Source organism: Salinispora pacifica DSM 45544 (genome assembly GCF_000378845.1).
Taxonomy (GTDB): Bacteria; Actinomycetota; Actinomycetes; order Mycobacteriales; family Micromonosporaceae; genus Micromonospora; species Micromonospora pacifica.
This window is the reverse complement of record NZ_KB905359.1, coordinates 5197130-5212010: the sequence shown is the minus strand read 5'-3', so window position 1 is coordinate 5212010 and position 14881 is coordinate 5197130. Positions and strand designations below refer to the sequence as shown.

Annotated in this window: 10 protein-coding genes and 4 pseudogenes; 8 read left to right on the top strand and 6 right to left on the bottom strand. The window is 65.8% G+C overall.

All coding sequences use genetic code 11. The annotated features are described in order from the left end of the window. Nucleotides 1-22 precede the first annotated feature (22 nt). From SALPAC3_RS0123835 to SALPAC3_RS0123825, 3 genes are all read left to right on the top strand, one after another. Nucleotides 23-598, top strand: coding sequence for a TetR/AcrR family transcriptional regulator (locus SALPAC3_RS0123835; protein ID WP_018223678.1), 576 nt, complete (start codon nucleotides 23-25; stop codon nucleotides 596-598). Continuing rightward, nucleotides 595-3015, top strand: a complete 2421-nt coding sequence (locus tag SALPAC3_RS0123830; RefSeq protein WP_018223677.1) for an AAA family ATPase — start codon at nucleotides 595-597, stop codon at nucleotides 3013-3015. Before SALPAC3_RS0123835 ends, SALPAC3_RS0123830 begins: the two co-directional genes overlap by 4 nt. Before the next feature lie 196 nt (nucleotides 3016-3211). Then, a complete protein-coding gene (locus SALPAC3_RS0123825; RefSeq protein WP_026185854.1) occupies nucleotides 3212-4729 on the top strand; it encodes an RCC1 domain-containing protein in 1518 nt (505 codons plus the stop codon). Between the two features lie 335 nt (nucleotides 4730-5064). On the opposite strand, the gene SALPAC3_RS28960 is transcribed toward SALPAC3_RS0123825, so the two are convergent. From SALPAC3_RS28960 to SALPAC3_RS26230, 3 genes and pseudogenes are all read right to left on the bottom strand, one after another. Further along, a complete protein-coding gene (locus SALPAC3_RS28960) occupies nucleotides 5065-5244 on the bottom strand; it encodes a helix-turn-helix domain-containing protein (protein WP_232430541.1) in 180 nt (59 codons plus the stop codon). Beyond that, nucleotides 5228-5950: an ISL3 family transposase gene (locus SALPAC3_RS26235; RefSeq protein ID WP_232430578.1), complete on the bottom strand. Its 723-nt coding sequence runs from the start codon at nucleotides 5948-5950 to the stop codon at nucleotides 5228-5230. Before SALPAC3_RS26235 ends, SALPAC3_RS28960 begins: the two co-directional genes overlap by 17 nt. A 152-nt stretch (nucleotides 5951-6102) precedes the next feature. Beyond that, nucleotides 6103-6681, bottom strand: a pseudogene (locus tag SALPAC3_RS26230) (IS256 family transposase); the annotation flags it as partial. Between the two features lie 67 nt (nucleotides 6682-6748). Here SALPAC3_RS26230 and SALPAC3_RS26225 point away from each other — a divergent pair. The 5 genes and pseudogenes from SALPAC3_RS26225 to SALPAC3_RS0123790 form a co-directional block, all read left to right on the top strand. Continuing rightward, a pseudogene (locus SALPAC3_RS26225) lies at nucleotides 6749-8245 on the top strand (AfsR/SARP family transcriptional regulator); the annotation flags it as partial. After that, nucleotides 8242-9537, top strand: coding sequence for a hypothetical protein (locus SALPAC3_RS0123800; protein ID WP_018223673.1), 1296 nt, complete (start codon nucleotides 8242-8244; stop codon nucleotides 9535-9537). The pseudogene SALPAC3_RS26225 and the gene SALPAC3_RS0123800, both read left to right, overlap by 4 nt. Before the next feature lie 678 nt (nucleotides 9538-10215). Further along, nucleotides 10216-10971, top strand: coding sequence for a hypothetical protein (locus SALPAC3_RS27610; RefSeq protein ID WP_080635229.1), 756 nt, complete (start codon nucleotides 10216-10218; stop codon nucleotides 10969-10971). Nucleotide 10972: 1 nt separating this feature from the next. Continuing rightward, the gene (locus tag SALPAC3_RS0123795; protein ID WP_018223672.1) at nucleotides 10973-11287 is read left to right on the top strand and encodes a type VII secretion target; all 315 of its coding nucleotides are present in this window, start codon (nucleotides 10973-10975) and stop codon (nucleotides 11285-11287) included. 13 nt (nucleotides 11288-11300) lie between these two features. After that, complete coding sequence (locus SALPAC3_RS0123790) at nucleotides 11301-12098, top strand: hypothetical protein (protein WP_018223671.1); 798 nt, start codon at nucleotides 11301-11303, stop codon at nucleotides 12096-12098. Nucleotides 12099-12163: 65 nt separating this feature from the next. Here the strand turns inward: SALPAC3_RS0123790 and SALPAC3_RS29455 are convergent. The 3 genes and pseudogenes from SALPAC3_RS29455 to SALPAC3_RS0123765 all read right to left on the bottom strand — a co-directional run. Then, a pseudogene (locus SALPAC3_RS29455) lies at nucleotides 12164-12373 on the bottom strand (hypothetical protein); the annotation flags it as partial. Then, nucleotides 12345-13490 (bottom strand): annotated as a pseudogene (locus SALPAC3_RS29450) (IS256 family transposase). The pseudogenes SALPAC3_RS29450 and SALPAC3_RS29455, both read right to left, overlap by 29 nt. A gap of 306 nt (nucleotides 13491-13796) precedes the next feature. Then, nucleotides 13797-14627 (bottom strand): ETX/MTX2 family pore-forming toxin, encoded by an 831-nt coding sequence (locus SALPAC3_RS0123765; RefSeq protein WP_198290373.1) that lies wholly within the window; start codon nucleotides 14625-14627, stop codon nucleotides 13797-13799. Nucleotides 14628-14881 lie beyond the last annotated feature (254 nt).

Sequence of the window (14881 nt, the reverse complement as noted above, 5' to 3'; positions counted from 1 at the left end):
CCGTGCCATGAGCCCGCGACCGATGTCCGTCACCAACGAGCAGATCTTCGTCAGCGCGTCCCGCACGCTGGCCCGCATCGGCCCGCTCCGCGTCACGCTCAACGACGTGGCATCCGACCTCGGAATCTCGGCAGCCACGCTGGTCAAGCGGTTCGGGTCCAAGCACGACCTGCTGGTCGCGATCAACGAGTACGAGGCGTCCAAGGTCGACGAGTTCTTCACCGAGATCGTCGCCAAGTACGAGTCGCCGCTCGAAGCCCTCTACGCATTCATCGCGGCGCTCAGCAGCGACGTGGACAGCCCCGCGGAGATGGCCAACCACGTGGCGTTCCTGCATCTCGACCTCAGCGACGACGCACTGCACTACCACGCCGTGAGGTTCGCCCAGTCGATGCGCACGGGCATCGCGTCATTGCTGGAGCGGGCCGTTGAGCAGGGTGAGCTCGTCGAGTGCGATGTGGATGGTCTTGCCAGGGCGGTGCAGACGACGTACAACGGCGCGCTGATCATGTGGGCGATCCTCGGTGACGGCGAGCTCTCGGAGTGGGTGCGGCGCGATGTCGCGTTCCTGCTCAACCCTTTCTTGGTAGCGAAGTGACCGGAGCGAACGACGTACGGCGTCACGACGACCACGGCTGGATCGAAGTAACCGGTGCCCGGACCCACAACCTGCGCGACATTAGCGTACGAATCCCGCGCGGAAAGCTGGTGGCGTTCACCGGCGTCAGCGGCAGCGGGAAGACCTCGCTGGCGGTCGACACAGTGCACGCCGAGGCACAACTGCGCTACCTCGAGGGCATCTCGCCGTTCGTGCGGCGCTACCTCGGCCAGCGCGACCGCCCCGAGGTCGACCGCATCACCGGCCTCGGCGCGACGCTCGCGGTGGACCAGCGCCGACTCAACAACAATCCTCGTTCCACCATGGCCACCGTCACCGGCATGGACGCGTACCTGGGCCTGGTCTACTCACGCCTGCCCGCGCTCCGCACCGGCGCCGAGCTCGCGACGACCAGCTTCGACAGGTTCAGCCCCGAGGGAGCCTGCCCGGTGTGCCACGGAGCGGGCGGTACCGTGCGCGCCGACGCGGAGCTGATCATCAACAATCCTGAACTTCCCCTGTTCTCAGGGGGTTCGCATTGGTTCGCGAAGTGGCGCTCCGGCGAGCACTCGTTCATTCCCGCCCTCGCCGAGTTGCACCGCGTCGATCTGTCCGTGCCTTGGCGCGACCTGCCAGCGACTTTCCAGCACGCGGTCCTGCACGGCACCGGTGAGCAGGTCATCGACGCCAGCGTCACCATACCGAGCCGGGCCACCGGCACCGAGTGGACCTACAGCAGCAGCCAGCCGATGCGCGGCGCCCTCGCCGAGGTGGAGCGCGTGTTCGCCAACGCGGGCAGCGAGACGAGCAAGCAGCGCTACCAGCGGTACATGCGCATGACGCCCTGCCAGGAATGCGCTGGCAGTGGGTTCGGCGAGGCGGCCCGCACCGTCACCGTCGGCGGTCGCACCTATCCGGAACTGATCACACTCACCGGCACAGACCTCATCTACTGGGTGCACCAGGCCGAAGCCGAACTCGGCGACCAGGATCGCGCGGTCGGCCTCTCGCTGCTGCGCGAACTGGGCGCCCGCCTGACCGTCCTGCACCGCACCGGCCTGTCCCACCTGCAACTGAGCCGCGAGGCCTCGACCCTCTCCGGCGGCGAGCTGCAACGCGCACGCCTCGCAGCCCAGCTCAGCACTCCGCTTGAAGGCATCACGTTCGTCCTGGACGAACCCACCTCCGGCCTGCACCCCGCAGACAAGGCAGATGTCCTCGACATGCTGAAGGCGCTGCGGAACAACGGCAATAGCGTGCTGCTCGTCGAACACGACCCGGAGATCGTCAAGGCCTGCGACTGGGTCGTCGACATCGGACCGGGAGCCGGCCGCGACGGTGGTCACCTCCTCATCTCCGCACCACCAGCCGAAGCGGCCCACCACGAGACCTCACCGACCGCGGCCTACCTCTCCGGCCGCAAACAACGCGTCGAACGCAAGACCCGAGACGCCGATCCAGCCCGTTGGCTCACCGTCCGCGACATCAGCAACCAGAACGTCGACGTCGCGGAAGTACGGGTGCCCCAGGGCAGACTCACCTGCCTGACAGGCCCGAGCGGCAGCGGCAAGAGCAGCCTGCTGCACGCGTTCGCCTCCGCCGTCGAAGCCGACGACACAGCACCCGTCGCCTGGGTGGCCGTCGTCGACCAGGACCCCATCGGCCGCACCCCGAGGTCGAACCCCGCGACCTACAGCAAGGCCTTCGACGCGATCCGCACCCTGTTCGCCTCCACAGACCACGCCCGCAGAGCCGAGCTGAATGCTTCCACGTTCTCCTTCAACACCGCCGGTGGCCGCTGCGTGGACTGCTCCGGCCACGGCCGCAAACTCGTCGACATGCACTTCCTGCCAGACGTCTGGGTCACCTGCACCACCTGCGCGGGCCGCCGCTTCACCCAGCAGGTCCTGGACGTCGAGTACCAAGGCCTCTCCATCGACGCGGTACTCGACCTGACCGTCGACGAAGCCGCGGAGTTCTTCACCGACCCCGACTCCCTGGTCGCCACACTCCACGCCCTGCGCCAGGTGGGCCTCGGCTACGTCACCCTCGGCCAGAGCGCGACCGACCTCTCCGGCGGCGAAGCACAGCGCCTCAAACTAGCTACCACGATCCAACGAGGCAACCGGGGCCGCAAACGCGGCCTGGTCGTCCTGGACGAGCCGGTGACGGGCCTGCACCCCGCCGACGTCCAGCGCCTCGTCGAAGCCCTCGACGTCCTCATCGACGCCGGCAACACCGTGGTTGTGGCGGAGCACGACCTCCACCTCGCTGCACGCGCGGATTGGATCATCGACCTGGGCCCGGGAGCCGGCCCTGCCGGTGGCCGAGTGGTCGCCACCGGCACACCAGCAGATCTGGTCACTGCCGACACCAAGACAGCACGCTACCTCAACCTCCAGCACGTCCTGAGCTGAGCAGCGTCGTGCGCGAGGTCGTCTGCCACGGGGACTGCTGAACGGCCCGCCTCGGCCGCCGTTTCCGTATCGGGTGTCGACCGGCGGCGTCAGCTGGATGTCAACTTCAGGGCGTTTCTCCATATCTACGTGGGATAGGTGGTTGACACTTACGCCTGCCCTATTGACGGTGCTTGCCTGCTTGGAGGTAGGAACGATGGAGAGACTCTGCCGATCGGCAGGACGTGGCGCGGGCCGGGTGAGCCGGGCCATCACCGGCTGGTTCTTTGTGGTGTTGGCCGCGGTGGTCACGCAGGCAGTCGCCGTGTGGCCCGCGGCCGCGCAGCACGCGCCATCACCATCCGACGTCGCGTCGGACACCGTCCTTACCTGGGGTGAAAATGTCTTCGGTCAGCTAGGGGACGGGACCACTACTGACAGCAGTCTCCCTGTCGACGTCGACCTGCCCGCAGGCACCACGGTCACCGCCATCGCCGGCACCGACGGCAACAGTTTCGCCTTAACCTCCGCCGGCACCGTCCTCGCCTGGGGCGAGAACGGCTCCGGCGACCTGGGTGACGGCACCAACACCGACAGCACCACTCCCGTGGACGTCAAGCTGCCGGCCGGAACCACAGCGACCGCCATCGCCACGGGCACCTTCCATGCTCTGGCGTTGACCGCCACCGGCACCGTCCTCGCCTGGGGACTCAACTTCTTTGGTGAGCTGGGAGATGGAACCACCCTTGCAAAGAACAAGCCCGTTCCCGTGAACCTACCCGCAGGAACGACGATCACCGCCATCGCCGGCGGCCGTGGCCATAGCTTGGCGTTGACCTCCACCGGCACCGTCCTCGCCTGGGGCAGGAACAGCCAGGGCCAGTTGGGCGACGGGACCAACACCGACAGCACCACACCCGTCGACGTCGACCTACCCCCAGGCACCACGATCACCGCCATCGCCGGCGGCGGCCGCCACAGCCTGGCGTTGACCTCCACCGGCACCGTCCTCGCCTGGGGTCAGAACTCCGCCGGCCAGCTAGGCGACGGCACCAACACCGACAGCACCACACCCGTCGACGTCGACCTACCCCCAGGCACCACGATCACTGCCATCACTGCCCACGACGGCGATCACAGTCTGGCCTTGACCTCCACCGGCACCATCCTCGCCTGGGGCAGGAACAGCCAGGGCCAGTTGGGCGATGGCACCAACACCGACAGAAGCACACCTGTGGACGTCGACCTGCCCGCAGGCAGCACGGTCACCGCCATCGACAACGGCGACGACCACAGCATGGCCCTAGTCGCACCACCAACATCCACCACCACCCTGCAGGTCGCCCCAGCCACCCCGACAGCGAATCAGGACATCACCCTCACCGCCACCGTCACCTGCAACGTCGACACCCCCACCGGAACCATCACCTTCCACACCAACACCACCCACCTCGCCACCGTCCCCCTGACCACCACCGGCACCGCAACCCACGTCACGACACTGCTCGTCGGCACCCACACTCTCACCGCCGGCTACACCAGCACCAACACCTGCCCCAACAGCCAATCCACACCGATCGGCGTCACCATCAACCCACCACCCGACGAGCCCGACCTACCCATCACCGGCTCCAACATGACCGCCGGCATCGGTGCTGCCGCCCTGTCCATCCTGGCCGGCGTCATCCTAATCAACGCCGCACGCCGACGCCGACCACCACACCAGCCCGAATAGAAACAAAGCCCCGCCCTCCCGATCGGGGAGAACGGGGCCGCCTTGGTGGGCTGTCCTGAACCGGGCAGGCGCCCCGGCTGCCCATCGCCTGACGCGGTGGGCAGGAACTACCTGGGCTACACCGACGCGGGCTCCGCAGGTGGAGCATTGCGACTGAGATGCCATGACTGGACTCCCTGGGGGATCTGGTAGTCCGGATTCGGGTCGGTCTCGGGCTCGGACGTGTCCCCAGATGCCGCGGCAAGGGCGACATGAAGCGCTCGACCGGTGTCGACGGCTACGGCATCCCACTCGGGATCACCGGCGCTGCGGCCAACCGGCACGACTCGCCGCTGCTACGCGATACCTGCGAAGCGTTGCTCGGTGACAGCGGTCAACTCGGCGACACTGGCGGCGTTCAAGTATTTGCGGACCGTGGCCTGGTGCAGACCAAGCTTGCGGCCGATCGCCGACTTGTTCAGTCCCTGGGCAGCCAGCTGGTGAACGGCGGTGTGGTGTTCACGAAGGCGGGTCACGATCTTCTTCTCGGGTAGCGGCTGCACCTCGGCGGGCATGGTGTCGTCCTCTGGCGGGGACCGCTTGGCCCAGGTTCTGCCAGAGATGGAACCGGTCCGCGACCTGAACCGCCTGCGGGGCTGCGCAGCGGGCGCCTTCGCCATAGCCGCCGGCCCGGTCCCGGCAGTCACCTCGATCTCGGGGGTGCTGCCGCAGCCACTCGGCGAGGCTGTCACCGTCGCGTCCGTCGAACATGCCGACCGGGCGGTGGCTGTCCATGTCGATCAGCACAGTGCCGTAATGACGGCCCCGGCGGAACGCGAAGTCGTCGACGCCGAGGACGGTGATCGGCGTCTTCGGCGGTTCAGGCAACGCCTTGACCAGCCGCAACAACGTGTCGCGACCGGCAGCTACCCCGATCACCGACGCCAACCGGGAACCGGCCCGGCCAGCCAACGCCAAACCAATCTGCGTCAACACGCCCCGCAGCCGCGACGTCAATCGCGCATGTGGACTGGTCAACCCCTCGATCTGCTCAACGAACGTCCGCGCCGGGCAGGTGGCGTTGTCACAACGAAACCGCCGGACCCGCACCTCAAGCAGCAACCCCGTCCTGGCGACCGCGACATCACGCAACCGGCGCGCATACCGGCCATGAACCCTGGCTGACCGCTGCTGACACCGACCACACCGCGCGGTCTCCGCCCGGACCCGCGCGGACAGCACCACGACGCCGCCACGCGGCTCAACCGTCTCGATAGATAGAAGCGAGAGATGCGGCAGTAGTTGCTCCACAAGCGCACACGCCGGACATGATCACCGAAACCAACGCATGGGCGCCGGCAGTGTCCACATCACAAGATCGGCGACAGAGCCCAGACCTTGACCACGATGGCGTCGATGAACACCGCGGCGTAAATTTCGTCCAGGGGCCGGTGCGACCAATCCGCCATCTCCTCGAGCACCTTGTCGGTGATCCGGGAGATCGTCTCCTTCGACACCGAAGCCCCGTAGATCTCGGCGAAGTGCGCGCTGATCTCCCCGGTCGTGAGGCCTTTGGCATACAGCGACAACACGACCTCGTCGACCCCCGACAGGCGCCGCTGCCGCTTACCGACGATCTGCGGCTCGAACGTGCCCGCCCGGTCCCGCGGCACATCGATCTGCACCGGGCCGTTGCCGTCGGTCACGACCGTCTTCGACCGGCTGCCGTTGCGGATGTTGCCCGACCCGACACCGGCCTGGTCGTGCTTTTCGTAGCCGAGGTGCTCGGTCATCTCCTCGTTCAGCGCGGTCTCCAGGACCGTCTTGGTCAGCTGCTTAAGCAGCCCGTCCGGGCCCGTCAACGACAGCCCTTGTTCCTTGGCGGCTCGGAGCAACTCGACGGCGGCTTTCGCCTCCGCGGTCGACTCGGGCCGTTTCTTACGTCCGGTCTGATCGTTCAGTGTCGCGGCCACGGCACCCTCCTCACCAGGCACAACGCCTGGCAGGTCAGGCCGGAAACACCGTTAGATCCACACTCCCGAGATAGGCCTGTTCCACCTGCCCGGTCCCGGAATCGCCTTGCACGGCGACGGCGCGATACCAACGGCCCGCGCCATCCTCGCCTCCGTCCTAACCACCACCGCGGCCGAGAAAGCCACCGCCCGCCCCATCGTGGTCACCACCGCCGACCTAATCGCCCGGCTCCTACCCGAAAACGCCCTGACCGTCGGACTCGACCCCGACAACATCGCCTACGACGGAGAACGCCTCATCGTGCTCGCCGACACCGCAGCGGCCATCACCCACGCCGAAGAAGAAATGATCGGCCGGCGCCGACTACTGGACACCTTCAACGCCGAAACGATTCTCGACCTCAACACCTACACCGACCACGCCGAGACCCAACCCCCATACGTACTACTCATCGACTCCAACCCCCGGCACGCGCCCCGCCTCCACGCCATCGCCACCCACCACACCACCCTGGACCTACACCCCGTCATCCTCGGACACCACGACGGCATTCCCACCCTCGACATCAGCGCCGAGGGCACCATCACCAGCGACGAACCACACCCGGTTTCCCGACTGTCCACCCTCCCCGCTGGCGATCTCGCCGCCGTTCTCGCCATGCTCACCGACGCCGCCGCGCGTCCGGAACCCGGCCATGACATCGACCTCGACTTCGACCCCGCCCCGAACTACGCGGTCGACCAGGCGGCCACCACCGAGGTGGCCCCGCTGATCCCCGCCCAGCCAAGTAGGGCGGCGGCCCCGGTGCGGCTGCGGGTCCTCGGCCCAGTCCTCATCGACGTAGACACCGGGCCGGTAGCCACCGGGATGCGCAGCGGCTCCTACACCGTCCTCGCATCTCTGGCCGTGCACCCGAACGGGCGAACCCTCGACCAGCTCTCCGCCGACCTGCACCCCGACACCGACCCGAGCACCGCCGGCAAACGCATCCGCACCGACATCAGCACCATCCGGCGAGTGCTACGCGCCGCCACCGGCACGGAGGCCATGTTCGTCGTCTACGACCCAGCGGCCAGCCGCTACCACCTCGACCCCGAACTCATCGCCGTGGACCTGTGGCAGATGCTCACCACCATCGAGCGCGCCAACCAGGCCAAAGACGACACCGCCGCGCTCGCCGCGCTGCGGAAGGCAGCCGAGTGGTATAGGGGTGACTTCGCCGACGGCGGCGACCATCCCTGGATCGGCGACCACGCCACGACCTACCGGCACCAGATCCTGTCCGCGCTCGCCCGCATCGCTGAAATCGCCGAAACCGATCACCCGGACCAGGCGGTAGCCGCCCTGGAGCGTGCGCTGGAGTTCGACCCGGTCAACGAGGAGCTGTACCAGCGGATCATGCGCATCCATGGCCGCGCCGGACGACCCGACGCCGTGCGGCGCACCCTACGCCGCCTCGAGCAACGCCTCGCCGAGTTGGGTGACGCCGAACCATCCGAGGCCACCCGCCGCGTCGCCGCACGCCAACTCCAGCCCACCACCGCCGCCGGGGACCGCAGATGACCGACAACCCGGACACTCACATCCAGGCCAACCACGACACCGCCGACTACCCGGGCCGCAGCCGACCGCCGAGCGACGGCAGCGCAGGCTGGTCAGCGCGGTGGGCATACCCGTTCTATGCCGTGGCCGTCACCGGCGCCGTGATCGGTCAGACCTGGGTCGCCCTCGAACACCTGCCCTGGTCGCCCGCCGTGCCGGTCCCGGTCCGGGTACTCCTGGTGCTGCCGTTCGCGCTGTGCCTGGAACTCTTGGCGATGGCCCTCGCCGCGATGGCCGACGAACGGATGCGCCTCGGAGAACGCGCCTACGGCCTACGTGCGTTCTCGGCCATGGTCGCCGCCGTCGCGGTCGGTATCCAGGTAGCCGGGCACTGGCCAGACCTGTACTGGGCCGCCGTGTTCGGTGTCCTGTCCAGCTCCGCATACGCCCTGTGGATGCTGCACGCCGCCGCCCGCAGCCGAGACGCCCTCCGCGCGGCCGGCAAACTCGCCGACACCGCCCCCGACTACGGCCTATGGCGGCGGATACGCCACCCGAACCTCACCGCCCACGCAGCAGAGCTGGCCCGCGAAGGCCACCGCGACGCCACCACCGGCCAATGGCGCCCCCTCGCCCTGTTTGAGTCTCTGCGCGCCGCCGAACAGGCCATCAACGCCGAGAAACGCCGCCCGGCAGTCGCCCGAGCCGTCGCTGAAGTCGTGCGCGCCGACCAACACGACCCCCGCATGGCTGACATCGCAGTCCGGACACTGGACCTGGACCGGCTAGCCGCCGAACTATCCGCCCGCGTCAACTACTGCGCCTGGGCTGACCGACTAGCACCCGCCATCACCGCACCCACACCAACCCCGACCGACGGCGACACCAACAGGCCCGATCCGGCCGAGGCGTCAGAGCCCGAACAGCCACACCAACCTGCCCCCGCGCCTGACTTCGATGCGGCCACCCCGTATCCCGAAGCCCAACCCGTACCCGAGCTGGACTCACACGACCACGACCACGACCACGACCACGACGGCGGGGACTACGGCCCAGACGACGACGTGGACGACGGACAGGAAGCCGACACGGACGATGGTGACCTCGCCCCAGACCTCGCCCCGCTGCTACCCGCCGCCCGCGCGGCCCGCGACGACCTGGTCCGCCAAGGACGTACCGTCAGCCGAGACGCCCTCGCTCACCACCTCCGCCGCGACGGCCACGCCATCCGCAACAACCGCGTGTCCGAGCTACTCAACGCGCTACGCCGTGAAGAGACGACCCGCAACGGACACCTGAAGGTGCCGGTATGACGTCATTCCGGCCAGGCCAGAGGCCGAAACGACGCTGATGGATCTCTTATGCCGAACGAAAATGGCAAGCCCATCGCTGGCCACCGGCGTGTGCGCCCACTTCGCGCTGGTGTGATGGGTTCGTCCGCTACTAAACCTCCCGCCAGGGGTTGCGGGGTGCACAGATCATGCGGCATGCTAGCTCGCTGCGGGCGGCGACTGTTTGGTGTGGCCGCCAATCTTCGAAGGTAAAAATGACGGGGGGAAGTTTGCAGCAGGGCCCATCTTCACGGAAGAAGCGTCCTGATAGGACTTTTCTCATTCTCTGGGCCGCGGTTCCAGTTTTTGAGCTTCCCGTCGTCGCCCTCGTGATTTCCTCACCGGACGTAGCCTCAGATGCAGCCTTCGGCTCGGCCGGTTCGCAGGCGGTGGCCCTACTTTCGTTAGCGCTGGCGCTGGTCGGTGTAGCGCTTGCCTGGAAACGGCCTTCGCTCTGGCCTAGCCGGATCGCGGCTGCCCTGCTCTGGCTCACCTCTGGGCTCCTGGCGACGCTGACGCTCGGGTACCTAACACACGGAACATGGATGGGATTGGCGGTTTTGCTAGGGCACTCTGCGCTCGCGACGGGCGTCATCGGATGGGCACTGGTACGGCGCGTAGCGGCGGCTCAGCCATCAACCTTAGGGTGATGAGATCAGCATGAAAAAGGACCCACTTGCCCGACTTCGCGAGATCCAGAGCCGGGCGCTGGAGCTTCAGGATGCGATCAGTGCAATACAGTCTCAGCCACACCCGAACGGCGCGCGAGGCACTGACCCGACCGGCTTCGTTGTCGTAGCCGTCGCGGCGGACAGCCTGCCATCACGTATCGAGGTAGGTGCTGGTTGGCAACGCCATCTGACAGCTGACGAGATAGCACCATCCGTGCTGCTTGCCTTTCAGCAAGCGGTTGCCGAGGCTTCTCGGGCATGGTCCGAATCCCTCAACACCCACACCATGCGCTCCCTCACTTCCCTGAATCGCCGAGGGAAGGCCGCATCGGAGGCGCCAGGTCGGGGCGGTGAAGCTGCGATGGTGCAGACTCAACCGATCGGTGACCCACGTGACCCGTTGAGCCTGACGGAGGAAGTGCTCTCAGCGCTAAAGGTAACGCGGGACCAGGCCGCCGAAGCATCACCAACGTTGACGGGCTGGGATAGGGACCGGGCCGTCTCGATCACGCTTACTCCTACTGGCTTGCAAGCGTGCACGATTAACCCACAGTGGGCGGCACGAGAGGGCTCAGCGGGCATTAATACAGCATTGTCGGAGGCGCTGAGACAGGCGCGTGCTGGCATCGAGGAATGTGCCGCGCGCCGTAAGTCGACGACGCAGAACCTCGATGAACTTGCGCAACAAGCGCTCGCCACGTTGGCGGGGTTTCAAAATTTAACCAGCTCGCCGAAGGAGCGCTGAAATGCCACCCACCAATCGTCAACAGGTAACTGTAGCAACGGACGCGCTGCGGATCGAGGCAGGCGAGTGGGACCGGCAGAGTGCGGCGATCGGAGCGACCGCCGCCAAGGTTGCAGACATGGAGCTTGGTCGGGTTGAGGCTGGTCTATTTCAGCTGATCGTCTCCCCCTACAACGACGTTGTCCGACACGTCAGTCAGCGCTGCATCGAAGGGCAAACCGCCATGACTGAGGTCGCGAACACCCTACGCCAGGTCGCCGATACCTACGACGAGGAAGATCGCAGTAACGAGCACAAAATCCGAAACATCTACTAAATTAAGGTTCGTCGTGGACTTCAGTAAAGCCCAATTTGAGGGATTGTTGGCGGACATCAGCGCAGGCTTGGACGACCTGAGCATGCGGCTTAACCAGGTCGAGCCAGCCGCCATTGCCGCCGCTAACCGCTGGTTCGTTCCAGATTTTTTGGCCGAAGAAATTTTGTGGCTTGGTCGCGAGTCCTTCAAGGTTGGCAGAGAAATCTTCGACTTCCTTGTCGACCTCCTAAAAGGCGCCACCGCACCAATCTTCATGTTCATGGACGCCTGGGAATGGATGGACGTTCGCGGTTCCGCCTCGGGAATCGGCAGCGCCCTGTCCTCACAGCACCTGGTCGTTGACAACTCCGACTGGTCAGGCAAGGCCAGAGACGCCTACGTCAACAGCGCCGCGAGTCATTCAGATGCAGCCTCACACATCAGCTCGCTCGCGTCGAGCACATCGAACCACCTTCTACTATGCGCCGGTGCTGGCGCACTGTTCTACACCACGCTTGCCGTTGTGGTCGCCAAGCTCATAACAGCAACCATCGCCGCGATCACCGCTTTTGGTTCCGGTGTCTTCTCTCCGGTTGGTGCCGCGCTGATCCTGGAGGAAGCCGGGGTAAACACTGCGATCGTCTGGACGGCTATCTCTACGCTGTCGGCCTTCCTTGCTTCGCAGGTCCAAGTAATGGTTAGCCTGCACGGCGAGGCCGTGGACAACAGCTCCTTCCCTGCTGGGAAATGGCCATCGCCCAACTCGTCAACATTCAACGACGCGACGGTCAAGGACGGAGACGCAGACTGGTCGCTCGCCCCACCAAACTAGCCGCCCAGGCCGAGAGCCAGCATCCCAGGGATAGCAGGGCGCTCCCTGACTAGATTGGCTACCGGCTACCGGCCCATCTCTCTACCTGCCGCGGCGAGTAGCCGTTGGGCGGTGCGTTGTGGGATGCCGAGGTGTTGGGCCAGCTCGATGCCGAGGCCACGCCGGTCTCGACCGGCCTCGGCTGCTTCGGCCAGTAGCGGGAGTGTGGCGTTTTCCGTGTTTGGCCGTTGGGTGTGATCGATGTTGTTAGATGGTGATCCGGTCGCCGTAGGCGAGGATCAGGGCGTTGAGGGCCTTCGCCCAACCGTAGACCCGGCCGGTGATGCTCCCACTCTTGCGCTTCTGCTGGACGACGAGGTAGAGGACCTTCATCGCGGCCTGCTCGGTCGGGAAGTGCCCCCGCCGCCGGGCGGCCTGCCGGAACCGGGCGTTGAGGGACTCGATGATGTTGGTGGTGTAGAGGACCTTGCGGACCTCGTGGTCGTAGTCCAAGAACGGCACGAACTGTGGCCATGATGTTCGCCAGAGCCAGATCACGGCCGGGTACTGGTCGCCGAACTCGGCGGCGAACTCCTCGAACCGGGCCTCCGCGGCCGTGACGGTGGGGGCGGTGTAGATCTCCCGCAACGCGGGGGTGATCTTCTGCCAGTCCTTCCGATTCGTGTATCGCAGTGACGCCCGGACGAGATGGACGACGCACTGCTGGTGCACCGCCTGCGGCCAGACCTGCTCGATGGCGTCGGTCATGCCCTTGAGGCCGTCGGAGCAGACCATGAACACGTCGGCGACGCCCCGGTTGCGCAGTTCGGTAAGGTAGCCGGCCCACAGCCTTGGCGCCCTCGCCGCCGGTGCCGGCCCACATGCCCAGCACGTCGCGTTCCCCGTCGAGGCTGATCCCGACCACGACGTAGACAGGCCGGTTCGCGACCTGCCCCTGGCGAATCTTCATCACGAGTGCGTCGATCCGCCAGATGCGCGGCAATCTCCCCGGTGGTCAACCCTTTGGCATACAGCGACAGGATCGCCTCGTTGAACCCGTCCAACCTGCGGACGTGCTTCGGCACGATCCGCGGGGCGAACGAACCCGCCCGATCCCGAGGGACCTGGATCCGTACCGGCCCGACCTCGGTCCGCACCGTCTTCGCCACATGCCCATTGCGAACGTTGCTCCGCCGGCCGGTCGCCTCGTCGACGCCGACCTCGTCGAGGTGGGCATCCAGTTCGGCGTCGAGCGCTGATTCAAGGACCGTGCGGGTGACCCCAGCGAGGAGCCCACCCGGGGGTGACCAACGAGACTCCGTCGGCCTTGGCCCGCTCGACCAGCTGCTGCGCGAACTCCACCTCCGCCGCCGTCGGCTCCGGATGCTGAACCGCGTTCTCCTTGTCTGCCATGACGTGGTCCTTCCTGGACAGAATCAACGTCCTGTCCAACGGACCACACCCAGGTCAAACACGGAAAACTACGCAGTCCCAGCACGGTGCACATGCGACGCGTTCCGGCACGGTACAGGGGTTACGGGAAGGCCCGGGGCCCCCGGTGAGGGGTTGGCCCGGACCACGCTCAGGACCTCCGCCCTGGGCGATTCGAACCTCGAACGACTTCCACGGGAGGATCTGCTCTCCGGGTCTGGCGCGGGGAGAGCTGTCACGATCGGGATTCGTGATCCCTCTGTTGTGGGGCTCCGTGACTGCGTGGCGTCATACGCATGACCCCTTCGCCATGTGGGACGGCAACGTTTCTGACAGCTCGACCGAGAAGTTCACGCCGACCTCCAGCGTGTAGGTCCCGGCTCCCTGGAAGTCCAGGGTTTTCTTGGCGGTGTTGAGTGAGAAGCCGGAGGGAAGGGTGGTGCCCTTGCTCTTCGCTTCGGTCAGGAAGTCGTAGAGGTCATAGCTGCGGGGGCCTCCCATCATCATTTCCGTTGCCCAGAAGTTCCCCTGGAAGCTGGTGTTGAGGGCCAGGTTGCCGGTGTAGGTGGCTGGCGTCAGCGACGCGACGACGTACCGGGTTGTTCCGGCGGGCACAAGGACGCTCTGCGACGGTGCGGTGTGCCTGTCGTCGAGCCTCGTGGTCTGGGTGGTCGATTCTTGATAGGAGATCGTGGTCGATTTTTTCGTTCCGAAGTTCACGACCTTCGAGAAATCGAAGGTTCCCGAAACCTCGAAGGTGGTGGACACACCGGTGGTGACGGTGGTCGACACGATGTTGGTTCTTGTCCTGCTGAACGAGTTACTCTTCAACGTCTGGTCAATGGACGTGTTGTTGGTCAGTACCGCGCAACCCAGGTAGTACCGTTCACCCTGGACGATCGTGGGCGTGCCTACCGGAACTGCGATCTTCTCCGTCTGGGAGATTGGGAAGGTGTGGATATTATGGAGACCGCCCCAGTAGACGTAGTATGCTTGGTCCTTGATTAGTGATTCCAGACTGGTGACCGTTGCGGCCTGTGCAGGGGCTGCCGCTATCAGCACCGAGGCGACTGTGCTTATTGACAACGCAGCGAACATTCGAGCTCTGGATATTTTCAAACCGTGCCCTCCTCGGAACAACTGATCGTCGACTATTACTGATACGCGGGCGATCGGTATCGGGCGTAGGCGCGCAACATTTATCGACGCATCGAGATCCCCCTTCCCCTTGTTCATGGAGCAGGGTTGTCGATCCGTTCAGTCGATCGATCGACCTGACTATCAGGGATCACCATAGCCGCTTCGATGCACGATGTCCAATATTCTTGTCCGCGCCGCATGAACTGGCGATGATATACCACACCACAAGCCAT

Bases quoted from the DNA above. Each gene is read 5' to 3' on its own strand.
- SALPAC3_RS0123835 (WP_018223678.1), top strand. From the start codon at position 23: ATGTCCGTCACCAACGAGCAGATCTTCGTCAGCGCGTCCCGCACGCTG.
- SALPAC3_RS0123825 (WP_026185854.1), top strand. From the start codon at position 3,212: ATGGAGAGACTCTGCCGATCGGCAGGACGTGGCGCGGGCCGGGTGAGC.
- SALPAC3_RS0123800 (WP_018223673.1), top strand. From the start codon at position 8,242: ATGACCGACAACCCGGACACTCACATCCAGGCCAACCACGACACCGCC.
- SALPAC3_RS27610 (WP_080635229.1), top strand. From the start codon at position 10,216: ATGAAAAAGGACCCACTTGCCCGACTTCGCGAGATCCAGAGCCGGGCG.
- SALPAC3_RS0123795 (WP_018223672.1), top strand. From the start codon at position 10,973: ATGCCACCCACCAATCGTCAACAGGTAACTGTAGCAACGGACGCGCTG.